Annotated in this window: 27 protein-coding genes and 2 pseudogenes; 8 read left to right on the top strand and 21 right to left on the bottom strand. The window is 41.7% G+C overall.

The genetic code is table 11. The features are described from left to right. Positions 1–67 precede the first annotated feature (67 nt). Genes P4S58_RS17820 through P4S58_RS17790 form a run of 7 tightly spaced genes read right to left on the bottom strand, consistent with a single transcriptional unit; the run spans position 68 to position 2,957 of the window. Positions 68–280 carry a hypothetical protein gene (locus P4S58_RS17820; protein WP_102986106.1) on the bottom strand — a complete coding sequence of 71 codons (213 nt, stop codon included), beginning with the start codon at positions 278–280 and terminating at the stop codon, positions 68–70. 26 nt (positions 281–306) lie between these two features. Further along, on the bottom strand, positions 307–531 hold the full coding sequence (locus P4S58_RS17815) for a hypothetical protein (protein ID WP_337164986.1): 225 nt from the start codon (positions 529–531) through the stop codon (positions 307–309). A gap of 5 nt (positions 532–536) precedes the next feature. Beyond that, positions 537–911, bottom strand: a complete 375-nt coding sequence (locus P4S58_RS17810; protein WP_269351167.1) for a DUF1293 family protein — start codon at positions 909–911, stop codon at positions 537–539. A gap of 6 nt (positions 912–917) precedes the next feature. After that, positions 918–2,201 (bottom strand): replication initiation factor domain-containing protein, encoded by a 1,284-nt coding sequence (locus P4S58_RS17805; RefSeq protein ID WP_337164985.1) that lies wholly within the window; start codon positions 2,199–2,201, stop codon positions 918–920. Continuing rightward, entirely contained in the window at positions 2,198–2,395 is a 198-nt protein-coding gene (locus tag P4S58_RS17800) for a hypothetical protein (RefSeq protein WP_102966813.1), read from the bottom strand. The genes P4S58_RS17805 and P4S58_RS17800 overlap by 4 nt, the downstream gene beginning before the upstream one ends. A 3-nt stretch (positions 2,396–2,398) precedes the next feature. Continuing rightward, positions 2,399–2,548, bottom strand: a complete 150-nt coding sequence (locus P4S58_RS17795; RefSeq protein ID WP_337164982.1) for a hypothetical protein — start codon at positions 2,546–2,548, stop codon at positions 2,399–2,401. Position 2,549: 1 nt separating this feature from the next. After that, positions 2,550–2,957: a hypothetical protein gene (locus P4S58_RS17790; RefSeq protein ID WP_337164980.1), complete on the bottom strand. Its 408-nt coding sequence runs from the start codon at positions 2,955–2,957 to the stop codon at positions 2,550–2,552. A gap of 179 nt (positions 2,958–3,136) precedes the next feature. On the opposite strand from P4S58_RS17790, the gene P4S58_RS17785 reads away from it, so the two are divergent. Continuing rightward, entirely contained in the window at positions 3,137–3,493 is a 357-nt protein-coding gene (locus P4S58_RS17785; protein WP_337164978.1) for a DUF3693 domain-containing protein, read from the top strand. Between the two features lie 225 nt (positions 3,494–3,718). On the opposite strand, the gene P4S58_RS17780 is transcribed toward P4S58_RS17785, so the two are convergent. Next, positions 3,719–4,612 (bottom strand): LysR family transcriptional regulator, encoded by an 894-nt coding sequence (locus P4S58_RS17780; protein ID WP_337164977.1) that lies wholly within the window; start codon positions 4,610–4,612, stop codon positions 3,719–3,721. Between the two features lie 86 nt (positions 4,613–4,698). On the opposite strand from P4S58_RS17780, the gene P4S58_RS17775 reads away from it, so the two are divergent. Then, positions 4,699–4,890: a hypothetical protein gene (locus P4S58_RS17775; protein ID WP_337164976.1), complete on the top strand. Its 192-nt coding sequence runs from the start codon at positions 4,699–4,701 to the stop codon at positions 4,888–4,890. Further along, positions 4,887–5,348 carry a DsbA family protein gene (locus P4S58_RS17770; RefSeq protein ID WP_337164975.1) on the top strand — a complete coding sequence of 154 codons (462 nt, stop codon included), beginning with the start codon at positions 4,887–4,889 and terminating at the stop codon, positions 5,346–5,348. Before P4S58_RS17775 ends, P4S58_RS17770 begins: the two co-directional genes overlap by 4 nt. 188 nt (positions 5,349–5,536) lie before the next feature. Here P4S58_RS17770 and yciH read toward each other — a convergent pair whose 3' ends face one another. Both yciH and P4S58_RS17760 read right to left on the bottom strand, forming a co-directional pair. Continuing rightward, the gene (gene yciH, locus P4S58_RS17765) at positions 5,537–5,848 is read right to left on the bottom strand and encodes a stress response translation initiation inhibitor YciH (RefSeq protein WP_102966827.1); all 312 of its coding nucleotides are present in this window, start codon (positions 5,846–5,848) and stop codon (positions 5,537–5,539) included. Position 5,849: 1 nt separating this feature from the next. Continuing rightward, positions 5,850–6,223, bottom strand: a pseudogene (locus P4S58_RS17760) (DUF3319 domain-containing protein). 286 nt (positions 6,224–6,509) lie between these two features. Between P4S58_RS17760 and P4S58_RS17755 the strand changes: the two are divergent. After that, entirely contained in the window at positions 6,510–7,283 is a 774-nt protein-coding gene (locus tag P4S58_RS17755; protein WP_337164972.1) for a tyrosine-type recombinase/integrase, read from the top strand. Here the strand turns inward: P4S58_RS17755 and P4S58_RS17750 are convergent. Both P4S58_RS17750 and P4S58_RS17745 read right to left on the bottom strand, forming a co-directional pair. Continuing rightward, positions 7,267–8,271 carry a D-alanine--D-alanine ligase gene (locus tag P4S58_RS17750; protein ID WP_337164971.1) on the bottom strand — a complete coding sequence of 335 codons (1,005 nt, stop codon included), beginning with the start codon at positions 8,269–8,271 and terminating at the stop codon, positions 7,267–7,269. The two genes, P4S58_RS17755 and P4S58_RS17750, sit on opposite strands and share 17 nt — an antisense overlap. Positions 8,272–8,421: 150 nt before the next feature. Further along, a complete protein-coding gene (locus tag P4S58_RS17745) occupies positions 8,422–8,997 on the bottom strand; it encodes an SPOR domain-containing protein (RefSeq protein WP_269350353.1) in 576 nt (191 codons plus the stop codon). Between the two features lie 216 nt (positions 8,998–9,213). Here P4S58_RS17745 and P4S58_RS17740 point away from each other — a divergent pair, with 216 nt between their 5' ends. Then, on the top strand, positions 9,214–11,904 hold the full coding sequence (locus tag P4S58_RS17740; protein WP_269350352.1) for a bifunctional acetate--CoA ligase family protein/GNAT family N-acetyltransferase: 2,691 nt from the start codon (positions 9,214–9,216) through the stop codon (positions 11,902–11,904). 47 nt (positions 11,905–11,951) lie between these two features. Here the strand turns inward: P4S58_RS17740 and P4S58_RS17735 are convergent, their stop codons facing one another. The 5 genes from P4S58_RS17735 to P4S58_RS17715 form a co-directional block, all read right to left on the bottom strand. Beyond that, the gene (locus P4S58_RS17735) at positions 11,952–12,839 is read right to left on the bottom strand and encodes a LysR family transcriptional regulator (protein WP_042487111.1); all 888 of its coding nucleotides are present in this window, start codon (positions 12,837–12,839) and stop codon (positions 11,952–11,954) included. A 515-nt stretch (positions 12,840–13,354) separates the two neighbouring features. Next, the gene (locus P4S58_RS17730) at positions 13,355–13,606 is read right to left on the bottom strand and encodes a hypothetical protein (protein ID WP_042487114.1); all 252 of its coding nucleotides are present in this window, start codon (positions 13,604–13,606) and stop codon (positions 13,355–13,357) included. Positions 13,607–13,614: 8 nt separating this feature from the next. Beyond that, entirely contained in the window at positions 13,615–15,321 is a 1,707-nt protein-coding gene (locus P4S58_RS17725; RefSeq protein ID WP_042487117.1) for an SgrR family transcriptional regulator, read from the bottom strand. An 81-nt stretch (positions 15,322–15,402) separates the two neighbouring features. After that, the gene (locus P4S58_RS17720; protein WP_042487119.1) at positions 15,403–15,636 is read right to left on the bottom strand and encodes a DUF3389 domain-containing protein; all 234 of its coding nucleotides are present in this window, start codon (positions 15,634–15,636) and stop codon (positions 15,403–15,405) included. After that, positions 15,637–16,089, bottom strand: a complete 453-nt coding sequence (locus P4S58_RS17715) for a hotdog fold thioesterase (RefSeq protein WP_042487121.1) — start codon at positions 16,087–16,089, stop codon at positions 15,637–15,639. 94 nt (positions 16,090–16,183) lie between these two features. Here P4S58_RS17715 and P4S58_RS17710 point away from each other — a divergent pair, with 94 nt between their 5' ends. Further along, positions 16,184–16,975: a M48 family metallopeptidase gene (locus tag P4S58_RS17710; protein ID WP_042487123.1), complete on the top strand. Its 792-nt coding sequence runs from the start codon at positions 16,184–16,186 to the stop codon at positions 16,973–16,975. A gap of 56 nt (positions 16,976–17,031) precedes the next feature. Here the strand turns inward: P4S58_RS17710 and P4S58_RS17705 are convergent, their stop codons facing one another. Then, the gene (locus P4S58_RS17705) at positions 17,032–18,114 is read right to left on the bottom strand and encodes a metalloprotease (RefSeq protein WP_102969073.1); all 1,083 of its coding nucleotides are present in this window, start codon (positions 18,112–18,114) and stop codon (positions 17,032–17,034) included. A 170-nt stretch (positions 18,115–18,284) separates the two neighbouring features. Here P4S58_RS17705 and P4S58_RS17700 point away from each other — a divergent pair, with 170 nt between their 5' ends. Further along, entirely contained in the window at positions 18,285–18,851 is a 567-nt protein-coding gene (locus P4S58_RS17700) for a PhnA domain-containing protein (RefSeq protein ID WP_042487128.1), read from the top strand. A gap of 127 nt (positions 18,852–18,978) precedes the next feature. Here P4S58_RS17700 and P4S58_RS17695 read toward each other — a convergent pair whose 3' ends face one another. From P4S58_RS17695 to P4S58_RS17685, 3 genes and pseudogenes are all read right to left on the bottom strand, one after another. Next, on the bottom strand, positions 18,979–19,170 hold the full coding sequence (locus tag P4S58_RS17695) for a hypothetical protein (protein WP_042487131.1): 192 nt from the start codon (positions 19,168–19,170) through the stop codon (positions 18,979–18,981). A 314-nt stretch (positions 19,171–19,484) separates the two neighbouring features. After that, positions 19,485–19,748: pseudogene (locus P4S58_RS17690) on the bottom strand (hypothetical protein); the annotation flags it as partial. A gap of 260 nt (positions 19,749–20,008) precedes the next feature. Then, positions 20,009–21,754, bottom strand: a complete 1,746-nt coding sequence (locus P4S58_RS17685) for a bifunctional metallophosphatase/5'-nucleotidase (protein ID WP_337164965.1) — start codon at positions 21,752–21,754, stop codon at positions 20,009–20,011. A gap of 248 nt (positions 21,755–22,002) precedes the next feature. On the opposite strand from P4S58_RS17685, the gene P4S58_RS17680 reads away from it, so the two are divergent. Then, on the top strand, positions 22,003–23,634 hold the full coding sequence (locus P4S58_RS17680; RefSeq protein ID WP_042487140.1) for an ATP-dependent endonuclease: 1,632 nt from the start codon (positions 22,003–22,005) through the stop codon (positions 23,632–23,634). Positions 23,635–23,717: the final 83 nt, after the last annotated feature.

The raw sequence follows: 23,717 nt of genomic DNA, 5'->3' as shown, positions 1-23,717 counted from the left end.
AAACGCTCCACCATTCGCCAAGGCGAGAAATATAGTGGTGACGTTAGAGACAACCTCGAACATCGTCTTAACGCATAGCGCCGACAATGGCACGAAGGCCGAAACCGATAGCAGCCAAGCCGATGAGACCAATCACCACAATACTGTAGTTACTTTGACCAGACGCCACCGCAGCATCGAGCGCTTCATCAACTGGACCAGCATTCGCCACACCAGAAGCAACAACCGCAGAGACAGAAGCACCGATTTTTAACGCATGTTTTTGGATAAAAGTTTTCATAGAAATTACTCCGTTTATTTCAACAATTAGCCTCGACCGAGACCCTTCACTATACGACCCAAGATGTGACCGCCCACGAGTGACAACAACAAGTAACCTGTCACGGAGGTGTACAACTGTGAGTCAATATTCAAGTTGCCATCCAAACCCGTTTGAAGTTCTTCAAGCTCAGTAGCAGAGAGCAGTACGTAGTCACAACTAGAGTTAGACGTGACAAGGTAACCGTTAAGAAGCGCTACGCACTGACTCATAGAAGTTAAGCTCCGACTTTCGGATTCATTGACGTTTCAAAGTGTTTTTTGATTTCGGCATCAACGGGTATCAGCTTGGTAACAATCGAACCGGACAATGGGTCGTCCATGTTCAGACTGATTTCGACCTCATACTCACGACGAGGTACGAGTGCGCCAGTTCGTTCAAGTTCGAGTGCGTAATTCAAATCAATGGTGAGTGGTGTATCGTATTTTGACACCTCACCAGATTCACCGATGGTGCGACGTTTCATCTTGATTTTGTCGTTAGCAATATCGAGAGGACGAAGCGGACGCGAGATATTGAGTTGAGCAAATTCACCGCGAAATTCATTCCAGAAAATCGACACACCTAATACAAAGACTGAGTTCTTAGCCATAGTTAGTTACTCCAAAGCGTTGATTAGTTTTTGATGCATTGAAGGATAGGGCAGATAAACGTCGTCCTTGACCAACGTTGAAACGACCTTTTGACTATCGCCTTGATACAAATCCAACAAGCTGTTTATTAAACGTCCGTATTGTCTCTTCGCCCAAAATGCCGAGGCTAAGACGTCACACGAAGCGCGCTTAATGCGTTTTGATTGTGTTTTCACAGGAGTGATATCTTCCGATATCAAAGAAGCGGCATAGGCATTCAAGCCAACGAAACCGCCAACGGGATTGAGCAAAATATCGATATCCCATTTTTTCAATTCGACTTCCGAGCGATACCAAGAGAAATTGTCCGCTTGGATGTTCTGCTCAAGCTTTTTGTTGTAGATACGCCAGTACACCAAAGACTGACGAGAGCCGATGTTGCGTTCTTCACGGGTAAAGACCTTACGGCCATCGACGATTTGATATTCATCGACAATTTTGATGATTGGCGCAAAACCACGAGAGCGTTTGAAAGCTCCCAAAGTGGCTGCACGTTCAGCCGCTTCACAAGTGTGTAAATCGTCGTAACAGTCAAAAGCCAAATCGATACGGGTAAGCTGTTTACAGCACAGAATGTTACCGAGCCAGTGATGCAAGAAACGACAAGAACGCTGTGCAAATAAGTGTTTGCAGCCATGCGCGGGGATTTGAAAATGCACGGTGTCGCGATTTCCGCCAATTCCGACTTGACCGCAGTAGTCATCACCATTGGCCGAGGTTAAGACAAACGAATCTTGATAGAACTGGAAACCGTAACCCCTTGGCGCACCATAATTGAACCCGAGCACGTATTGAATGAAGCGTCGAACGCATTCCAGTAAGTAGTCGGAATACACTTCACGGAAATAATGGTTGTAAGCCTCGATATCACTGAACGATTGCGCCTTATGAGTCGAGAAAACAGGTTCAACCGGAAAATGGATACCTGAATAAGGCGACTCTTTTTTGCAATGACGAAAATCGGCTAACTTGACCGTAAAACAGAGATAATCAATGGTCACTGGCGACTGTTCGTAGTCCTCGATGAAAGTGTATTCTTCAACGGTATGACTCACGAACTCAGACACCACAGGGTTATTCTTGGTACGGAACAGGTAATCTTTTGGCGTTTTGTGTGCGTACGATTTGCGCTTGAACACATCGACATCGTCCATGCAAAGCTGGTTAATCACACCAGAGCCACAATGAGGACAACAACACGTCAACACTGATTCGTAGTTAGTTCCACAGTCCATACACGCGCGTTTCATGGTTGAATCCCCATGATTTCTAAACGTTCATCGAGCGTGGTGTTCGTGATGTTGATTAACTTGTAATAGATACCGTTAGAATTGAGGTAAGCCACAAGGCCGTTGTACGAGCTGAAAAAATCCCATTCACCGAACATATAAACGGAGACAGAATTGTCAGGCATGAGGTCATAAAAGATTTTTTCAGCAGCCATGAGTTACTCCTCACGACCAAAGAAACGAGACAAAGCGAAAGACAGCACATCCCACACAATGCGAGCGCCAAAATACCAAGCCACACAATAGAACGCGATTGCTTCGGCAATCATATCTATGTCGTCAACAGTTAGGAGCATTGCGTTTTCCATGTTAGTAATCCTCAGACATAAACATGTAAAACTGCTCATCCAAATCATGAGGACGGCAAGGCGCACAACGAACAACATTAAAATCAACATGTTGACGAGTACCATATACACACAATTTAACGGGCATATCTGGCAATTTAGCGGTGTGTTCTAAGAACAAGCCAACGGTATAGGGTTGAGGCTCTTCAATCTCAAAAATGGGTTGAATATCCAAATCATAAGAAACAATAAGAAGCTTAATCTCAAGTGGTAAAGAGAACTCACCCGTATCAGCATCTTCAAAACATTCAGCAAATATAAAAAAATCCTTATCATCCGCTTTAAGCGGCATCGAGGAATCCAATTTGGCAAGCGCTTCACGTACTTGTGAGAGCATTTGAGGAGATGTTTGTTTTGAGTATGTTTGCATGACCAACCACCTTGAACAGTTGAAATAGAGGCGACCACAACAAGCGAAAGCTTCAAGGGCTAACGCCCGAAGTGGTCATAGGAACGATTTAGCGTGACTATAGAGCACGATTAATCGTTCTCGCAAGTAACAAATTTTCGTGACTAATAAGCTAAAATGAAGAAAAAGGAGGACTTGCCATGTATGCAAATGAACTGTTAGACGCCTACAAAAAGGCGAAAAACTACGTACAAGACAAGCAAATTGCCCATGATTTGAACCTACCAAGGCAGAGAATCACCGAAATACGCAATGGCAAGCGCTATGTATCTGATAATGAAGCGGTATTTTTAGCAGAAGGTGCAGGAATTGATCCAGAGGTCGCTTTGCTTGGTTGCCATGCTGACAGAAACGAAAACCCACAAATAAAATTGTATTGGCAAAACATTGCAAAAAAGTATAACGGGCTAGGTTTTACAGCAATATCAATGATTTGCGGTGCGATTGTCGCCCCATTGGAACCCATTAGAGACTACGTATTATGTATGTTATGTTAAATATGCTTTTCTAGGTTCGATTAGCATACCTGTATTACACGGATAACTACTCTGTTCCCTCTGCGTTTTACATAATTTGCATTTACCATAAAATACCAATAACGACATTTATCATCTGTGATTAAAAATGTCGTTATTAGGCTGCAAACCTTTCTACAACTGATGAAATTTCATTGATACGCATCGGTTTAATTCATGCCGGCTTTTAGGCATTCATTGTTTGCGCTACCATCGATGCTTTGAAAAGTACTCAGAGATAAAATCGATATAAGCCCTGACAGCTTGAGATAAATATTTTCTCGATGAATACAAAGCGTAAATCTTGAGCTTGCTTGGTTGCCAATCAGGTAAAACATGAACCAGTGAACCCGATTCTATCTCTGAAGAAACTAGATACGTAGGTTGAAGTGTCACCCCCATCCCACACTTTGCAGCATGCAATAGTACTGTAGCCTCATTTGCAGATAAGCAAGGTTCAATTTCAATAGACTCATGCTGTTCACCATAGCTTAAATGCCATACATGTTGTTCGAAATGTTTATAACCAAGACATTTGTGATTCAACAAATCTCTAGGGTTAATAATTGTCGTATGCTCAGCGATATATTCTGGTGAAGCGACTAAAACCGATTGGCAATCACCAATTGGTTTACCAATCAAGGAAGGATCAGGATTTGAAGAGATTCTTATCGCTAAGTCTATCTGCTGCTCAACCAGATCAGTGACTGTATCTTCGACATTAATATCTACAACTATATCTGGATAATTGTCCATAAAGAGCTTTGTGGCTGGTACTAACTGGGAAAATCCAAAAGACATACTGGTTGAAACTTTTATTCTGCCTTTTAGAGAATCTGATGAACCAGAGTGAGTAATATCTGCAAGTTCTTCGCCGGCAAGAAGCCAGCTTTCCACCTGCATTAAACAGTTTTTGCCTGCTGACGTTAAAGTCACCTTTCTCGTTGTGCGATGTAGCAACCGAACGTTTAGCCACTCTTCCATCGACTCTATATAACGGGTAACCATAGGCCGAGACATACTCAGCCTGTCGGCAGTTACAGTGAAACTTCCGGACTGGGCGACATCGATAAACACTCTTGCGGCTTTTAATCTATCCATGTGATTAGTACGTTTTATGAAACACTGATGTCTATAATTAGATATTTTTCTGAACTTATCAATTTAATATATTAGTAAGCATATTAATGAAAACATCATTTGGAAGCGATAATATGACTAATATTCACTATTTCTATGACCCTATGTGCGGTTGGTGTTACGGAGCTACAGCTTTAATTCAAGCAATAGAAGAAAATCCATCGATGAAAATAATTTTTCATCCAGGTGGAATGATTGAAAAAGAAGTATTTCTGAACAATTTAAACAACACATCATGATTGCAGACCCTAGAATTGCGGCTTTGACTGGTGTTGAGTTTGGTGAAAGCTACATTTCGCGCATTAGGAACAGTGAACATTTTATTGTTGACTCATACTTACCTATCAAGGCTATTCTGATTGCAGAATCTCTTGGTGTAAGCAGCTTTAGAGCACTAAAAGCGATTCAACACGCTCATTATGTTCAAGGAGTGGAAGTCTATAAGCTAGAAGAACTACAAAATATAATGAGTCAGTTCGATATTGATATTACCGTATGGCTTGAATTAATGGTCGCGAATTCTAGCCATACATTACTTGAAGATAACATCAGTCATTGTCACTCATTAATGCAAACATTGTCGGTGTCTGGATATCCAACACTGATTGCAGAACGCGAAGGTTCTCTTGTCAAATTGCCACATGAGCAGTATTACGGACGCCTAAACGAATGGAAAAACTTATTGACGACAATTTAAGCAGTAAGAATATGGTCTATTCCGCTACTTCTCTTAGAAATGTAAAGTTATTGAATATTGCTAATTTAGTAACTCAATAACTTTTGATGACTCCAGATTATTAGGCTAAAACGACTTACCTATTAACTGAAATCTAGTAAAGAATTCTAACCCTGAAGTTTTCTTTACTAGATTTAAATGGGCATGAATTAACTACCAGCAAGTTTTACTCTCATACCTTTTTTTTCAAGGTGTGCTTTAATTTTATCGCGCATATCACCCTGAATTTCAATCTCACCATCTTTGACCGAACCGCCACATCCACATATTTTTTTAAGCTCTGCTGCCAACAATTTTAGTGGCGCATCATCTAGATCTAGCCCTTTTACAATGCTTACGCCTTTTCCTTTCCGGCCTTTTGTTTCACGGTGAATTCGAACAATGCCATCTCCTTTAGGTCGTTCAACTTTTTCAGGTTCCTGCTTAATACGACCAGTCTCGGTCGAATATACTAGAGTCATACTACTTTCTCTGCTGAGCTGCTGCTCTTTGTTTTGCCAATAAGTGTGCTTCAATATGTTTTTGTAACGCCAATTTAGAGCCTTTAATTAGACGCCCATTAAAAAAACAGTACCAACCGTTAGCTTGCCCAGTATCATTCTTTAAGGTGAACCCATTAAAGTTCTCTTCTTTTGAGCCCTGAACTTCTCTTGCTTTACCTACAGACTCAAATTCACTAGGGTCAATTAATGATGCAGTATCACACCACCAGTCGATGCTTTTTTTACAGCGGCTAAATTACCAGACAGTACATGGTTCTTGATTCGAACCTGCCATATATCTGCGGACTGTTTAGCTGTTTGAAGAGTGAAACCTCTATAACTCGCATTAGCCATACTTTAATCTGCTCATATTGATGTATTAACTAAATAATAATTGTATATGCCTGGTTATCAAGTATATTATTTAACAAATGCTTAAGTTATAGTGCCTTAAGATGAAAAAAAGCTAACTTGCGTCACAGATCAAAACATTCTAAAACATAAGCTTACCGAGTTTAATAAGACGGTAAGTCTAGAACAAATGAACGACCTAACACAACATTCTTATGCACATAACTCTCTGTTAGCGCTAAAGAATGATTGGAATTTGTTTGTGAGTTTCTGCCAAAGTAAGTCTGTTATGGCACTTCCCGCTTCAGTAACAGCTACTCGCTTATTTCTCGAATCTGAAGCTAAAGTGCGTAAATATAGCTCGATAAGACGCTACAGTGTCACTATTGGTCTAATTCATCGCTTGTTGGCGCTAAAAGACCCTACAAATAATCCACAGGTAAGACAATCACTTATGGCTCTTCGGCTTAATAAAAAGGGAGACGAAGAACAAGCAACGAGTTTTACCAGTGTTCACTTAGAAGCGTTATATTCAAGCTATTCAACTTCTAAGTCGGTAAAAGAGATCAGAGATTTAGCGATTTACCATGTGATGTTTGAATGTGCCTTGAAGCGCTCCGAACTGAAAAGCCTAACGTTCAGCCAGATCGAAACTAATAATGAATATTTGGTTTTATCATTTGGACAATCTCATTACCAACTCTCCCGAAACGCAACAAATTGTTTGAACAAATGGCTAAAAATAGTCACTCGTGATAGCAATTATGTTTTTCGGTCGATAGATAAACACGGTAACGTTGCAAACAATATTCTCAATGATTCTTCGATATTTCGAATTCTAAGAAATGCTGGTACTTTACTCGGTAAACCAGAACTTAAATTCTCTGGCCAATCAGCGAGAGTTGGTGCTGTTCAGGAATTGTCTGAACAAGGCTATAAAATCAAAGAAATTCAGGAGTTTGGAAGATGGCTTAGTCCAGCTATGCCATACCAATATGTCGGTAATAAAGGCACAGCTGAACAAGAGAAGCTTAAATTTTTCTCATTTAAGCCTTGGGAATAAGAGAACTCTTTACACACTGAGCCAAAAAGTCGGAAAACTTATGGCCGTTGTGCTCTAGCATTTTAGGAAACATTGAAATTGGCGTCATTCCTGGGAATGTATTGACTTCATTTAAATACACATCCCCTTCTGAAGTAAGGAAAAAATCGATGCGTGAAAGGTGTCTTAACTTCATATGTTTAAACACTTTTACAGCACTTTGATGGATAACTTGGCGCTGTTCATCTGTAAGATTTTTCGCTTCTACTTCTGTAGTTGAGTGGCTGTCCGCACTGTATTTTTCTTCATAGGTATAGAAAGCATCCTCTGGCGCAATGATTTCACCTGGTTGAGAAATGTGCAATTCACCATTAATCTCGTACGCCGCCACTTCAAGCTCACGAGGTTTCACTGCTTTTTCGACTAGAACCTGCTCTGAATAACCGAATGCTGCATCTACGGCCGCTGCGACATCATCAATATTTGTGACCTTGTAACAGCCTACAGATGAGCCTTGACGTGCAGCTTTGATAAACACTTTTCCCCATTTATTGAACGCTTTTTTTGCGAGCTCATAGGACTCTTGAGTGTTCTCAGTTAAGAATAAATAAGGTGTATTTGGAATGCCTAATGCGTCATACCATAGCTTAGAAGTGATTTTATTGAAGCTATTGCTGCTGGCTTCAGGAGCACAACCCAGATAAGGGATTCCTGCCAATTCTAGCATTGACTGAATATCACCCGTCTCGCCCGGATACCCATGAATACATGGAACGACAAAATCCACTTTCTTCACAAAGCTGTCACTATTTATTGTCGCGGTATTGGTATCTAAATAGACGAGTTCGTTGTTTTCTGCGAACCAACCATCTTGATTCATTTCGACACGAATGACTTCGAACTCTGGAGTTAATGCTAATTGCTGCTGCAAATAATTAGCAGAAACAAGAGATACAGCATGCTCTGAAGATCCGCCGCCGCATAAAAGAAGGATTGTTGTTTTTGTCATTGATATATCCGTGACATCTTTGAGTAAATTGCTCGTCTATCATAGTAAATTCAATCGGAACTTACACCGTTATTAGCAACTGTTTGAATTAACTGCTTAGATAACAGTCAAAAGGGGCAAAAATGCCCCTTCACATTTAATCAGCAACGCTTAATTCAACTTGTTAAGCGTTGGAAATTCTGAGTTCTTGATAGAGTCAATACTTTTTGCAAACGGCTTTAATGACTGAAAATCTGCAGGTAGTTCAGAGATAGCCTTTACAGCTTCTTGACGCGTAGCGTAGTCGCCAAACAGAATCGTGTACCATTTTGTACCATTAACCACTTTGTAGTTTTCCCAGATCGGCTGGCCGTCTTTTGGCAATTTGCTAGCAAATTGGTCGACTTTATTTTGGCTGCCAACAGCGACAACTTGAATTGTGTATCCGTAGCGAGGATTCATCGCAACTTGTTTTGCCGTAGGTGGAGTGATAGAAACCGTAGCGTTTTTAGGACTCATCTTAACCACTTTCTTTTCCACCGGTTGTGGAGCTGTTTGAATGGCCTGAGGCGCTACGTTTGATTCTGTAATACCTGTCGCCATGCCTGAATCAGAGACAACAGGCTGTTGAACTGTAGCGACATTGTAATCTTCGCGGTGACTTTCTGAAGTGACATCAGTGGTATATGAACCTGATGAACATGCAGCTAAAATTGCTGACAAGCCTACTATTGAAATTTTTTTCATGGAATTATTAACGCTCTGATTGTAATTAATTAAATCATGCCGATTGAGGCGCCTAGAATCAAGCTTAGGCCACTAATATATAACGGTAACGTGTGATTTAGAACACAAAGTAGCCTTTGAACTGTGCTGTTATGATCACAGTGATACTAAATACGCAAACAGATATATCATTAATTGGTTAGGATATAAGCACAGTCAATTTATGGCGAGATTATCATGAACAATTTAAGTCAGTTGCTTAAACCTCAATCAGTCGCTGTAATTGGTGCATCTATTCGCCCTTTTCGCTCTGGCAACATCGTTATGAAGAACCTCCTTCAGGGCGGATTTGACGGAGCCATTATGCCCGTTACTCCCTACTATCCTTCGGTGTGTGGTGTTCTGGCCTACAAAACTATTGCTTCACTTCCTTTGGTGCCAGACATCGCCATTCTATGCACTCATGCCAGCCGTAATGTGTCCATAATAAGGCAATTAGCTGACCTCGGAGTCGCAAATGTCATTGTATTATCGTCTGATATGTACACTTTGGACGCACAAGGTTTTGAGATACAAGCTCAATGTAATGAAATAGCAAAACAGTCGGGTATGCGTATATTAGGCCCTAATAGCCTGGGCTTAATTTTACCTTGGGCAAATTTCAACGGTTCTTTTTCACCCGTTACAGCAACTAAGGGCAATATTGCTTTTATTTCTCAATCTGCCGCTGTCTGTACAACGATTCTTGACTGGGCCAACGACAAACAAATTGGTTTCTCTGCATTTGTATCTTTAGGGAATGCAACAGATATAGATTTCGCAGACTTACTCGATTGCCTGAGTACCGATAAACATACAGACGCAATTTTGTTGTACGTCGATACGATAAGAGACGCCAGACGGTTTATGTCTGCCGCAAGGGCCGCATCACGCAATAGAAGAATACTTGTTTTAAAAGGCGGCAGAACAAAAGCCGGTAAGAAAGCGGCACAAATGCATACTGGCGGAGATGATACGCTGGATATCATCTATGACTCAGCAATTCGCCGTACAGGTATGCTGAGAGTAAACAATACTCATGAACTATTTGCCGCAGTAGAGACCTTAACCCACTCAGTACCATTACGCGGTGAAAGACTTGCTATTATCACCAACGGTGGTGGTCCTGCAATCATGGCAACCGATACATTGTTAGATCACGGTGGACGTTTAGCAGAATTAGAAGATTCTGTTTACGAAGCATTGAACCAGTGCCTGCCGCAAAGCTGGTCACACGGAAACCCCATCGATATCGTAGGCGACGCGGATCATAACCGCTATATCAACGCGTTAAAAGCGGTGTTGGATAGTGATAACGCAGATGCCATTTTGATCATGCACAGCCCTTCAGCCATTGCACAATCAGAACAAACCGCTCAAGCGATCATAGACATAGTTAAATCTCATCCAAGAGCAAGACGGTTTAACATTCTGACGAACTGGTCCGGTGAACTCACTGCGAGACCAGCAAGGCAATTATTTAACCAAGCAGGTATTCCAACATACAGAACTCCTGAAAGTGCTGTAGTGGCCTTCATGCATTTGGTTGAATACCGAAGAAACCAAAAACAGCTGATGGAGACACCAACAACCTCTGAGGCTGTGCACGTGTCCGAGGTCAATGCGGCCAAATTGTGGATTGATGAACATTTAGACAATAACGATAAGCTACATCTAGATACCCATCAAATCGGTAACTTTCTGAAATGTTTCAACTTCAATCTACTACCCACATGGATCGCAAGTGATGCGAGTGAAGCTGTCCATATTGCAGAAACGATCGGCTATCCCGTAGCCGTAAAATTGCGATCTCCGGATATCGCACATAAATCAGATGTTCAAGGCGTGATGCTGAACCTAAGAACATCACATGAAGTATCCAGTGCAGCTGAGGCTATATTTGACCGAGCGCAGCTTCACTACCCCTCAGCCAATATCCATGGCCTACTTGTTCAAGGCATGGCGAAACTTGCTGGCGGTGAAGAGTTAAGAATCAAAGTTAAGCACGATAGTACTTTTGGCCCTGTCATTTTGCTTGGTCAGGGTGGTTCAGAATGGAATGAAGCTACGGATGCTGCGGCAGCGCTTCCTCCACTAAACATGACGCTTGCGCGTTACCTTATCGTGCGTGCTATCCGTAGTGGGAAGATTCGTCTGCAAAAGCTTCCTGTTCCAATCGATATTAACGGGCTTTCTGAGTTTCTTGTGCGTATCTCACAGATGGTGGTTGAATGCCCTCAAGTCTTTGAATTGGATATTCATCCTGTACTGGTAAACGGTAACCAATTCACCATACTTGATGCCGACTTAACCTTGAAGAAATTTAAAGGTGATGCACAAAGCCGACTCGCTATACGTCCTTACCCCACAGAATTAGTTGAAGAATGCAGGGCTAAAGATGGAGAGCTCATCACTGTAAGGCCAATTCTTCCGGAAGATGAACCGCATCACGCGGAATTCATCAAAAAAGTCAGCAAAGAAGATTTGTATAAACGTTTCTTCTCAGATGTTGGCGAGTTTAACCATGAAGCTTTAGCGAATTTAACCCAGATTGATTACGACAGAGAGATGGCTTTTGTCGCCGTAATCAAAGACGGAACCAAAGAAGAAATCATTGGCGTATCTAGAGCGTTGATCAACCCAGAAAACACCGATGCGGAGTTTGCAATACTCATTCGTACCGATGTAAAAGGAAAAGGCCTTGGGAAAATATTGATGAGTAGAATCATCGATTACTGTAAGGCTAAAGGCACGAAGCAAATGTCTGGTATGACAATGCCAACCAATCGAGGAATGTTAACACTGGCTCAAAGATTAGGCTTTGAGGTTGATGTGCACTTTGAAGATGGTACGGCTGATATGCTGTTGCCTCTCAACCCTGAATCATAATAAAACGGGCAATAGGATCATTAAGATCCTATTGCCTAGTGTCGATCTTAAACGAGCTTCCAATTTTTCTTGAGGTATTTAATACACCAAGATTTCGCTTCGCCAATCTTATTTCTTCGCCACGCCATGATCAGTTCCATATCCCATGCCTGAGTACCGCTGATGATTTTTAGCTTACCTTCTTTAATCAAAGGCTCAGCGACATGTTTTGGCAAAGACCCAATGCCTAGACCTTCCACCAGCGCCTGACATTTAGCATTAAAATTCGTAACCGTTAAACGAGGCTGCTTCTGAAGAATATTCACACTCATCGCAGGCTGATCTCTTGCCGTGTCGGCAATAGCAATGACGCGATACTTTTGCCTTGCTTCTTCATTAAATTCACCACTCCGTTTATGAACATAGTGGTGAGTTGCAGCAACCCATACCATAGACATAGTGCCCAGAGTTTCAGATTTAACATCTTGAGGTAGCGTATCCACTTTTGGACAAACAAGTATATCCGAGCGATCTGTTGCTAGAGATTCCCAGCAACCAGCTAGAATTTCTTCTTGTAGCCTGATGCGCGTCTTACTCACATTGCCTAATTCTTCAACCATAGGGAAAAAGCAAGCGACAGGAATAATGCCATCGAAAGCAACGGTAATATCGAGCTCCCATCCGTTGGCCAACAAAGTCGCATCATTAACCAGTTTTTCGGTCGCAGAAAGAATTGCCCTACCTCGCTCTAAAAGCAGCTTGCCTGCTTCAGTGAAGTTGGCTTTATGTCCAGAACGGTCAAAGATCATGATATCTAGGTCTTGCTCTAACTTTTGAATCTGATAACTCAAAGAGCTAGGCGCTCTATTCAGTTCATTAGCAGCAGATGCGAAACTACCTCTTCTATCAATTGCATCGAGAATATGCAGGGCTTCAAGAGTAATAGGGCTGTGCAAAACGATATCCTTATTCTAAAAGTAAAACTCTAAGTCAATCCGCAGATGAGTTTGCAAATCTCTTATAGATTACATAAATGAATGACGGATCGATATTAGCGACATTTTCTTAGAAATTATACTTAAGAAGTTGTTTTACTGAGGCTAGAACGAATGAAGCCAGCTAAAGCTGGCTTCATGATAGTGATTTATTGCATTCAAAAAGGTATAGAAAAGTGATGTAAATGCGATAAATTATTTGTTTTCTGCCATCTCTTTTTTCACCATGACTAAAGCCGCGACGATAAAAGTGATGATTAGCGCTAATTCCATGACAACTCCAAGAAATTGAAAATGATTTGGCCTAATAAATTTAACGGCGCAATTCTAACACTTATATGAACTTAATCTACTCATAAGAACAAAAATTAACGATTTTATCGACCTTGATCAATTTCCGTACATTTCTGTTAAAAAATTTAAATTTTCATTCGCTTTCTTAACCTTTTTAGCGAAATAAAAATCATGCGAAAGGACTACTTTGTTGTGACTTTCCCACCGATAATTTTGTAGGCTGGAGCGCCCCTTATCATACATTCCCGAGCAAATTCACTGGCACAATTTGGACATTTACACGCTTCTGTTACGTAGTTTTGTACGATCCGCTCTTTGAAGCATTTTACTAGTGCCCCTTTGCCACCTTTCTTGTACTTAAATAGTTGGGTGCGGCATTTGCTGCAATAGATATCGACACTTTTTTCTGGTTGTTTTTTGTTAGGTTTTGCCATTTCGAACTCTACTCAGCAAAGCCAGACTCAAATTCAGGCTTAACCCATACCTGACTAAAATCAAACCAGCCTAAAGCGTTACATTTAGCATTCTGCAATGAACCACATTGGTCCTTGCTGACACCCAACCAACAGTGAAACATCGGAATAACCTGTCGTGATTCTACAAGAGACTTACCAATCTCTTTGCCCGGAAAGTTTGCTTGCGATTCAGCACGCCATTGGTCAATTAAACCCGACCACCTACGGAAATCGTCTGGTCGGCTCAAATGTTCAATATCAGAATCATTAAGAAGCCATCCGGCTAAGGCATCATCTCTATGACTAGCAATCCCCATCGGCTTAATCCAAATATCCACTTCTCTGGCATTTTCAACCGTGAGTTCATATTTAATAAAATCAACGCCGATACCATCTTCCTTAAGAAGTTGTTCGATGGCTTTAGCAATCATAGGAAACGTTGGGTGCTGAGCATGATAAGCAACGGTAAGTCGCTTAGGTTCAGTAGGTGTGACACTGTGACTTACAGGGACTTGATGATACCAGCCGGGTTTCAGACCGTGAGCAGGCAATACACCTAGCTCCACAATGTTTTGTTCAGGCATCAACTTAAACAAGTTCATTGCGCTTAATTTGTGACACAAGTATTCAGCCCATGTTTCATCTGCGGCAATACCATCGCGACGGTTGAGCAGCAAATAAGTGCAGCCAGGGTCTAAATCTACATCTTCAGTCGATGAGCCCCTTTTATTTTTAACGGGATTAGAAAGGCTGGGAAAGACCATCGACGAATGTGTTTCATCAATGACCCATACCTCAACGCGGTCAAGCAAGGGGCGAAATCCGAAATAGTTGTCAAAAGCTTGCAGGACAAGTCGTTTTTCGTCGTTCAACACAACCTTATACGGTCCAGTACCAATAGGCAGCAAATCAAAGTTTTCTCCACGCTCCGATTCAGGTATAAGCACCTTTGCACAACATTCTGCTAACAGCAACGGTAAGCGAGTATCAGGTTTCTGTAACCAGATATCGACAATGCAGTCCGCCGGCGATTCAACTTTATCGATGTGTGAAAATAGATTAACGAAGCGAAGATTCCATAAGCTTTCAACAACCATTTCTGTCGTCAAAAGATTCCCATTGTGGAAACGGACTCCCGGGCGCAAGTAAAACCGCCAATGCTGAGGTGTAATAGGTTGCCAGGCGTGGGCCAAATCGGGTTTTAGCTGTTCTGCTTCGTCAAAGCGGGTTAAGCCACTATAAATTTGACGAGCAATATGCTGCTCCGAGCGACGCATTGGTTTTAATGGATTAAGCACCGAAAGCGGACGATAGTAAGGAAGTCGAACAACTTGAAGCCCTTCTTGGTGCTGAACGCCAAGGTAGCTTTGAATCACTTGAGTTAACTTGCTGGCATCATGGTCAAGTACAGAAAAAGCCTGAGCAATTTTACCTTCATCAAGATATCGCCGAGCAAGATTTTCACTGACGTCAGCCCTACTTCGCTTAAATATGAGTTTGGATAGTTTTCCTCGTCCTGCCGCTGGATGCCATTCTATCCAACCTTCTTCTTCCATTTTATTAAGTACTATTCGCGCATTTCGGCGTGTACAAAACAGAATATCAACGACATCTTCAAGCTGAGCATTGGCATCTTGACCATTGAAGTGCTCAAACAATGTTTCGAACTGAACTCTTAAGCGGGGGCTACTCATAAAGAGGAAATCTCACATAACTCAAACTTTCAGTGAGTTTCCCTATTTTCAATTATTGATGCAAGTGAGTTGATAATAATTTTAGTGAATAGAACAACCTAAACATTCAGCAAGTTGCTCCAACTGTGTTTGATTATCCAGTTTCATTGACCATTTAGCTTCACTGCAATTAACCACAATGACATTTGCCCCATTGCCTAGCAGTTGAACCGCATCCGTGCTCGCTTGTAGAGTGACACGATGTTCACCGTCGAGACGAATCACAATTTCGTGCTGAGTGGCGATAATTTTACCGAATTTGAATTCAATAACCATTTATTCCTCTGTACGCAATTGCTGGCGTTCATTGCGCATTTTCTTTACCGCAATAGTCAGACGGCTTGTACAAACTAAACGTTCGCGATCATCTGTAATATTGATTTGCCAGACTTGGGTTGAAACACCAATATGTACTGGATGAGCAGTACCGATAACATGCCCTGAACGCATCGAACGAATGTGGTTTGCGTTAATGTCTAAACCGACACAATAACTCTCATTATCCACAGCGAAGTTTGCCGCTACTGAACCCAAAGTCTCTGCTAAGACGACTGAGGCGCCACCGTGCAACATGCCTAAAGGTTGATGAGTAAAATGACAAACGGGCATGGTTGCAGTAACCGTATTCTCAGTAAAAGCGGTATACACAATATTGAGATGTTCCATTAGTGTATTTTTGTTGCTTGCATTGAGGATCTCTAAGCTTATTGGTTTCTTCCATATTTCCATCGTAACGCCCTGAATCGATTTAAAGATTTAGTATTGTAGTGGTAAAGATTTGGATTGATACTATAACCCTATTATTTATGACTGGGAACGAACGATGAATAAGATAATAAAAGCTTCCTTGCTCTTTACTTCACTCGGTTTAGCCGCCTGTAGCTCGTCTCCTACTGGGCGAAATCAATTGATCCTTTTTTCTGATCAAGATATGAGCAGTTTAGGAGCAAAGTCATTTGAACAGATGAAAATCGATACACCTATTAGTAAAGATGCTAAAACCAATGCTTATGTGCAGTGCGTAGCAAATACCATTACCGCTTATGTACCGAAACAACCAAACTTTTCTCAATGGGAAGTGGTGGTTTTTGACAGTGACCAAGTCAATGCTTTTGCGCTACCTGGGGGTAAAATAGGTGTCTACACAGGGTTATTGAAGGTTGCGGTTAATCAGGATCAGTTGGCTACCGTTATAGGCCATGAAGTTGCCCACGTCCTAGCGGATCATAGTAATGAGCGTTTGTCACAATCACAGCTCGCCAATGCGGGACTACAGATAACAGATATTGCACTTGGTGCTTCTGAGTATTCTCAATACCGTGAATTAACCATGGCTGCGCTTGGTGTCGGTGTTCAATATGGTGTTCTGCTTCCTTATGGAAGAACGCAAGAATCCGAAGCTGACATTGTTGGTTTAGAACTGATGTCTAAAGCTGGTTTTGACCCAAAACAGAGTATTGATTTGTGGAAAAACATGGCAAAAGCTTCGGGTGGAAGTGCACCACCAGAACTACTGTCTACTCACCCATCGCACAGCACTCGAATTCAAGAGTTGGCGAATAAAATACAAACATTACCTGCAAGCAGCGCTAAGAGTCCAAATTGCCAAATATAGAAAAGGGAGCAAATGCTCCCTTTCTGATATGAGTTCTAGATTCTCTTCCTCAAGCTTTATGTTCCAAGTATTAATAGCGGTAAGCTGAGCAAGGTGTCACCGGTAGTCGCAAAGCCCACAATAATACTGATTAAGCCTATCAATAATCCTATATACCAGACAGAGGAAACAATCTGCCCATATCTATCTAAAGGTAATAGATGGCTGTGATGCCTGTGTTTCCATTCGAATGCCAAATCCAGTGACCCCATGATAAGCAGGAATCCCAGCAAGGTTAGTCCCAATGCATAGCTAAGCGCAATACCGCCAATAATAGCCACAATACAGATCAGCATCCCCACTCGGCTGTTCATCGAAAAGCTAATGCTCTTTAATACGTGCCCGCCATCTAAAGGCAATATAGGCAACAGATTAAACAGGTTTAAGAACGCGTTAAACACAGCCAGAGCAGCCCATAACTGACTTCCTGTTATCCAATAGACGACTAACAAAATCAGCGACAGTATGAAACCAAAGCAAGGCCCCATAATCGAGATAACCACATCTTGCCAACGCGTGTTTATCTTTTCGTCACTCAGTGCAAGCCCACCCAAAAACGGAACTAAGTAAATACCTTTGGTACGCATACCAAAATACTTCATTGCCTTTACATGACCGTATTCATGAAACACTAAGCATAGGATTAAAGCCAACGCAAACTGATAAGAGAACAACCAAGAATATGCAGCGAGGCTTGCTGAAGCGAGCACCACTTTAATCAACTTGGCACTTTTCAGGGCTTTCATACCAAGCGATACGATACCAATCAGACTAAAGCGTTTTTCAGCAGGTGGCGGCGTAAACGGAACCTGTCGCTCGATGTCCTTTTCCGTTCTGACGCTCTCTTCAACAAGCTGCTCATCAACCAATACGCGATAGTTGAGACTAAAAGGTTGCCATGTTAAATCCACCTCGAGCCGACATTCAATGACCTGCTCGCCTCTTTGCAGCTTAAAGTGATGATTGATTGTAGTCGAATCATCAACTTGGGCTTCCCGTTGTGAGACCAAGGTATTGTTCCAAAACAATTGCTGCCATCCAGCCATGGAGCCTTCGAGACGAAGAGGGTGACCGAGTAATTCCGTGTTTAATAGTTCCACAAATCTGTTCTACTCTTAGTTTAACTTGGAGCGCGATTATGCCATTTGTAAGATAAACGTAAAACTATAGGTTATATGTATATGATATTTGTAGATTGTATCAATAACCCTTTAAATCCTGTGCATAAAGTGGATAATACGCCCTCACGAAATTTACAAAGGTGGGTAATATGTCTACTGAAGCAACTTTGCTTGAACGCTGCGAATCTAAATGTGAGCTATGCTCTGCTGAAACTTCTTTAACTCCGTTTGTGGTTGCGCCACATACACAAGTTACCGTAGATCACTCTGCGATGCTTTGCGAGACTTGTAAGAGTCAAATCGAAGAACCAGGGACGGCAGATGCGAATCACTGGCGTTGTCTGAATGACAGTATGTGGAGCCAAGTACCACCTGTACAAGTGCTTGCATGGCGTCAGCTTAAACGTCTGACGGCGACTGAAGGCTGGGCACAAGATCTTCTAGACATGATGTACATGGAAGAAGAAATCGCAAACTGGGCTGCAATCGGCATGGACGATGACGCAGAGAAACCACGCGATGTTAACGGTGTAGAACTTAAGAAAGGTGACGACGTCACAATCATTAAAGACCTACCTATTAAAGGTTCCTCTCAAGTGATTAAGCAAGGTACAGTGGTACGTGGTATTAGCTTAGCTGATGATCCTAAACTTATTTCTGGTAAAGCTAACGGTCAGTCAATGTACATTATTGCTGAGTATTGCCGTAAAAAATAATGCCTGATGTTGCTTGTGAAATCGCTGATATTGACGCAGCCATTTCACAAGCCACGCACTGCATTGCAGAGATCAAAAAAGCCGAAGACTCTTAGAGTTTTCGGCTTTTTAATTCGTACGCATTTGATTAACGCTGCAGACCAATATCACGTTGGATATGGCTAGACAAATCAGCACTGTAGTAATGAGTCGCTGGTTTGTTATCTACAAACAAAATATCAATCAAATGAGCTATCAATCCTTTGAAGTTAACCGCATAGGTTTTTTTATCCATAGAGGTGGTCGTTGCTACACTACCCATATACATTGCTTGTGCCATGATAGCCTCTCTTAATAAATCCGGTAACTTTCTGTATTTGCAGCAATGATAGGTAATAATTTGCCCGTTAAAAAATGACAAAATTTGGGCATTCGAATTAGATATTCTAATGAAACAAGCTGTTTACATACTACAAAATATAAAATCAAATTACATGACTAAAAAACCAGCAAACCGAATTCGAACTGACTAATTATTCCACAAGCAATCATGGACTAATAAATTTATACAGCTTGTTAACAAATGAAAATTTAACTATTTTGCCAACACTATCCCATTACTTCTCTGCGACTGACACACTGTAAGATAAAGCCCTATTCCTCTGATTTTACGTGAATTAATTCATTTCTCTCTGACGGCTTCTGTTTTATGACTAAACACAGAACTGCCACAGTCATTGTGAATAGAAGAACAAGCAAAGAAATTTAGGTCGGAATTTCCCATGAGGAGCCCACCAACAACATTTTCAAACCAATAAACAGCATAATGAGGGTCAGTGCTGGCTTAAGATAGATAAAATTATGCATCATTCCCTGTAAAACAAAGAACAATAATCGCAATCCAGGTAATGCGAAAATTTAACTCCTCACTGCTTTTAGCGTCTAGTATGAGGATCAAAAAAGGAGCCTTTGATAGCTCCTTCCTTCTTATGCCTTAAACAGCTTGGCAAATGTTAAAAACCAGCAATGGGTAATAAGTACACTAACGCGGACCACGCACCTATCCACCCTACGACAACTGCTGTATCAAACCAGTCTTGAAACCACATGTTTCCCCCTTTCCTTCTCGTATTTTGAGAAATAAAGACTGAAACTTAACCAGCAAACATTATGCCATGTTATTCGTTGTGGCTATGTAATTGCTCTATTGGTCTGTTATTTAACAGCTCTGGCTGAGCTGACAGTAAGCCAATAAAGGCATCTGCCATGGAAACGTTACTTACGTAACCCTCACCTTTCATTGCAGTTATTGCATCATAGCCTTCTTTACCTTTCATCGTATAGGCAGATGATGTACCACAATAAACTGTCTCAGTTTCAACAGGTTGCCATTGGTTATCAATACAGATTTTTAAGTCTTTGATGCGCTGACCAACAGGTTTATCTGCGTGATAGCGGTAGCTTAAGTTGTGAGTATAGGGATAGCTTCCCGAACCAGTACCATCAACACCGTTGTTTATTGCGTTATTAATAGCACCTTCAAGTGTGAGTGCAATTGTTTTCCCTTTCACAGAATAAACGCCAATCGGCACGGCAAACGGCAATAACTTTCCAGCTATATCGGCAACCGAGAGTCTTCCCGGTTGGATGGAGGTTCGTACACCGCCAGCATTGTGAATGGCAAACTGCACCTTATGTCCACGCTCACGCATAGCATGTACAAATGATTGGGCGACTAAGGGCGCTAGTTCACTTGGGCCATTTTCATCGGGCACACGCACATGTCTTAATGAGTTATGCGCTTCGGCGATCATTTGCGTCTGAAGCTCTCTGACTCTAGGAATATATTTGTTGATCAAAATACTCTGCACATCAGGATCTTTTTTACAGACCACCACATTTGGATGATTGTTTACATATTCGCAAGCTTCTAGGTGCGTACCATCACTGCCCGCTTCACTCATACTTGCATCGATAAACAGACGACGCCCTAACAACAATTCATTTCTGCCTTCGAAACTAATGACATTACCTTGCTCATCAAAATCAATTTGGCAATGTCCCAGCGCTAACGCATACAAACCAGACTGGACAACATATGTATTGTTGATTCGTTGGCCGTACTCTTCTTGAGCTTCTAAGCCCAAAGCGCTGAAATCGCCCTGCAGCACATGGCTATGGCCACCAACGATGACACTGATGCCATTCACTTGTCGTGCAAGTTCTTTGTCTGCGTCATATCCCAGGTGGCTCAACAGGATAATTTTGTTGATACCAGCCTTGTGTATTTGTTCAACTGTGGTCTTCGCTGTTTCTAGTGCATTCATAAACGGCGTATCACTATCAGGGTTTGCGATATCAACCATTTTGTCTAATGAAAGACCAAAGATAGCAATGTCGCTACCATCTACATTTTTGGTAATCCAATTGGCACAACCCAATGTTTGATTAAACGATTTAACCGATTCGTTATCTGATAAGCGATGTTGTTTATTTGAACGCTCATTAGAAAGATCCCAGTTTCCGCACAGAAGAGGAAAGTTGGTACGCTTGGCAAAGATAGCGACCGGTTCATTCCCCATATCAAGTTCATGGTTACCCAATGCCATCGCGTCTAAGCCAATTGCGTTTAGCATGTCTGCGTTTGCCTTTCCTTTAAATAAGGAGAAATACAATGTGCCTTGAAAGCAGTCTCCTGCATGCAAAAAGATAAACCCTTTTTCCATACGGAGTGCATCTTCGCGCAATTGCTGCACTCGTGTTGCAATACGAGCAAATCCACCAGCACTAACGAAAGGCGTGAGTGTCTTACCATTGATATCTAAAGTTAACTGTAATGACGTAGGTTCAAAATAAGAATGGGTATCGTTGATGTGTGTCAGAGTGATTGACGTTACTTTTTTCGTGTCTTTTCTATTTTTCATATTGTGTGTTCTCTTTTCTTTCACTCTAATCCTAGCGCACAGATCATGACAGATTCGTGATAGTAATGAAACGATAATGCAAAGAAACTTGGGAAGTTTGACATAAACGCATCGCTTGATTTATCAACACTTAAACCACTTATAAGGTTTATGTGAGGTAACCGTCTGCTTATATTGCAGTTTTACATTATGCTTAAATAAAAATCATAACTAGCCTCCTTGGTATCCGAGGCATGAGGAGTTGGCCGATGCTATTAGAACGTATCGAAATTTCTGGCTTTCGAGGTATTCGTCGCTTATCTCTTTCATTTGATGAATTAACAACCTTGATTGGTGAAAACACGTGGGGCAAATCATCTTTGCTCGATGCTCTTTCAGTTATGTTACCCGCATCTTCTGAGCTTTATCAGTTTGAACTACAAGACTTTCATGTAGATTACGCCGTATCCCATCCACAGACTCAAAATTTACAAATCGTGCTGAGCTTTGTCACTACAGACAAAAACGAATACCGGGCGGGTCGATACAGAAAGTTAAAGCCTATATGGTGTGAAGACGAAGAAGGTATGCATCGCATTATTTATCGCGTTAGTGCTTCTCGAGTTAAATACGATATAGCCACTACCTATACTTTTCTCGATTTAAAAGGCAACCCAATTGCTGTCCATCATAGTGAGAAACTGGCTCGCGAGTTGATGAGCTTGCATCCTGTCATTCGTCTGCGCGACTCACGCCGTTTCATTCGACCATTTGGTAAAACCAACAGTGAAAATGAACGGGTTGAAAAACGCATTGATAATACCTGCCGTCGCCTAATGGCCATTCCCGGTCACGTTAACAAGGGTGAAATGCGAAGCAGCCTAAATGCGATGAATGCATTGGTTGACCACTATTTTTCGTTTAAAAGTCAGAGCCGAAAAAATCCTCGCCTAGAGCGAGACAGTTTGGTTTATTCAACACCGACCAACGGAAAAAGTTTGAAGCAAATTGTCGGTGAGACGAAAGACAGACAAACACGGCTTTTATTCTTAGGGCTTCTCAATGCTTACTTGCAGGCAAAAGGACCACAAGATATTCGCCGCTGCGCTAGACCTATATTGATCGTCGAAGATCCAGAAGGCCGTTTGCACCCTACTCATCTGGCTAGAGCATGGAGCTTGCTCGAACTGTTACCAATGCAAAAAATATTAACCACCAATAGTGGTGAGTTATTAGGTTCTGTTCCCATTCATTCAATTCGCCGATTAGTGCGTAAATCTGACAAAACCATTGCCACTTCAATGCCAATAAAAGGATTCGGGCAAGACGAACTTAGACGAATTGGTTTCCACATCCGCTTCCATCGTACAGGCGCTCTTTTTGCTCGTTGCTGGTTATTAGTCGAAGGTGAAACAGAAGTTTGGTTGTTCAGCGAACTGGCAAGACAATGCGGTTATAACCTAGCTGCTGAAGGTGTGCAGATCATCGAATTCGCGCAATCTGGACTCAAGTCTTTGATTAAGGTGGCCAAATCATTTGGTATCGATTGGCATGTGGTCACTGATGGCGACTCAGCTGGGAAAAAGTACTCAGCAACGGTTATCAATATGCTTGAGCATGATCAACAAAGACATCGTTTAACTGAATTACCAGACAAAGACATCGAACACTTCCTTTACTCACACGGCTTTGAATTTTTCTTTAAAGACATGGTGAAGATCCCGCATGACCAACCTATCCCTGCAAAAAAAGTGGTCACAAGAGTGCTCAAAAAACATGCTAAACCGGATCTGGCATTAGCCATTGTTTCTCATTGCGAAGCTGGTGGCGTGGAATGCATCCCCGTGCTTCTTCGCTGGACGCTAAAACGCGTAATCACTATGGCCAATGGTAATACATAACACTCTATTAATCTGCTCAAGTGAGCATTAGCAAAAAAGGCATACTTTGGGGTATGCCTTTTTGCTATTAATAAGTTGTTCAA

Origin of the sequence: Vibrio sp. Hal054, from assembly GCF_037162405.1 — a bacterium.
In the GTDB taxonomy this organism is placed as follows: domain Bacteria; phylum Pseudomonadota; class Gammaproteobacteria; order Enterobacterales; family Vibrionaceae; genus Vibrio; species Vibrio diazotrophicus.
The sequence above is the reverse complement of the archived record's forward strand: the minus strand, read 5'-3'. Positions and strand labels throughout refer to the sequence as shown.

What these genes read in the sequence shown, in the direction of transcription:
- P4S58_RS17820 (WP_102986106.1), bottom strand. Translation starts at nt 280, where the DNA reads ATGAAAACTTTTATCCAAAAACATGCGTTAAAAATCGGTGCTTCTGTC.
- P4S58_RS17815 (WP_337164986.1), bottom strand. Translation starts at nt 531, where the DNA reads ATGAGTCAGTGCGTAGCGCTTCTTAACGGTTACCTTGTCACGTCTAAC.
- P4S58_RS17810 (WP_269351167.1), bottom strand. Translation starts at nt 911, where the DNA reads ATGGCTAAGAACTCAGTCTTTGTATTAGGTGTGTCGATTTTCTGGAAT.
- P4S58_RS17805 (WP_337164985.1), bottom strand. Translation starts at nt 2,201, where the DNA reads ATGAAACGCGCGTGTATGGACTGTGGAACTAACTACGAATCAGTGTTG.
- P4S58_RS17800 (WP_102966813.1), bottom strand. Translation starts at nt 2,395, where the DNA reads ATGGCTGCTGAAAAAATCTTTTATGACCTCATGCCTGACAATTCTGTC.
- P4S58_RS17795 (WP_337164982.1), bottom strand. Translation starts at nt 2,548, where the DNA reads ATGGAAAACGCAATGCTCCTAACTGTTGACGACATAGATATGATTGCC.
- P4S58_RS17790 (WP_337164980.1), bottom strand. Translation starts at nt 2,957, where the DNA reads ATGCAAACATACTCAAAACAAACATCTCCTCAAATGCTCTCACAAGTA.
- P4S58_RS17785 (WP_337164978.1), top strand. Translation starts at nt 3,137, where the DNA reads ATGTATGCAAATGAACTGTTAGACGCCTACAAAAAGGCGAAAAACTAC.
- P4S58_RS17780 (WP_337164977.1), bottom strand. Translation starts at nt 4,612, where the DNA reads ATGGATAGATTAAAAGCCGCAAGAGTGTTTATCGATGTCGCCCAGTCC.
- P4S58_RS17775 (WP_337164976.1), top strand. Translation starts at nt 4,699, where the DNA reads ATGAAAACATCATTTGGAAGCGATAATATGACTAATATTCACTATTTC.
- P4S58_RS17770 (WP_337164975.1), top strand. Translation starts at nt 4,887, where the DNA reads ATGATTGCAGACCCTAGAATTGCGGCTTTGACTGGTGTTGAGTTTGGT.
- yciH (WP_102966827.1), bottom strand. Translation starts at nt 5,848, where the DNA reads ATGACTCTAGTATATTCGACCGAGACTGGTCGTATTAAGCAGGAACCT.
- P4S58_RS17755 (WP_337164972.1), top strand. Translation starts at nt 6,510, where the DNA reads ATGGCACTTCCCGCTTCAGTAACAGCTACTCGCTTATTTCTCGAATCT.
- P4S58_RS17750 (WP_337164971.1), bottom strand. Translation starts at nt 8,271, where the DNA reads ATGACAAAAACAACAATCCTTCTTTTATGCGGCGGCGGATCTTCAGAG.
- P4S58_RS17745 (WP_269350353.1), bottom strand. Translation starts at nt 8,997, where the DNA reads ATGAAAAAAATTTCAATAGTAGGCTTGTCAGCAATTTTAGCTGCATGT.
- P4S58_RS17740 (WP_269350352.1), top strand. Translation starts at nt 9,214, where the DNA reads ATGAACAATTTAAGTCAGTTGCTTAAACCTCAATCAGTCGCTGTAATT.
- P4S58_RS17730 (WP_042487114.1), bottom strand. Translation starts at nt 13,606, where the DNA reads ATGGCAAAACCTAACAAAAAACAACCAGAAAAAAGTGTCGATATCTAT.
- P4S58_RS17725 (WP_042487117.1), bottom strand. Translation starts at nt 15,321, where the DNA reads ATGAGTAGCCCCCGCTTAAGAGTTCAGTTCGAAACATTGTTTGAGCAC.
- P4S58_RS17720 (WP_042487119.1), bottom strand. Translation starts at nt 15,636, where the DNA reads ATGGTTATTGAATTCAAATTCGGTAAAATTATCGCCACTCAGCACGAA.
- P4S58_RS17715 (WP_042487121.1), bottom strand. Translation starts at nt 16,089, where the DNA reads ATGGAAATATGGAAGAAACCAATAAGCTTAGAGATCCTCAATGCAAGC.
- P4S58_RS17710 (WP_042487123.1), top strand. Translation starts at nt 16,184, where the DNA reads ATGAATAAGATAATAAAAGCTTCCTTGCTCTTTACTTCACTCGGTTTA.
- P4S58_RS17700 (WP_042487128.1), top strand. Translation starts at nt 18,285, where the DNA reads ATGTCTACTGAAGCAACTTTGCTTGAACGCTGCGAATCTAAATGTGAG.
- P4S58_RS17695 (WP_042487131.1), bottom strand. Translation starts at nt 19,170, where the DNA reads ATGGCACAAGCAATGTATATGGGTAGTGTAGCAACGACCACCTCTATG.
- P4S58_RS17685 (WP_337164965.1), bottom strand. Translation starts at nt 21,754, where the DNA reads ATGAAAAATAGAAAAGACACGAAAAAAGTAACGTCAATCACTCTGACA.
- P4S58_RS17680 (WP_042487140.1), top strand. Translation starts at nt 22,003, where the DNA reads ATGCTATTAGAACGTATCGAAATTTCTGGCTTTCGAGGTATTCGTCGC.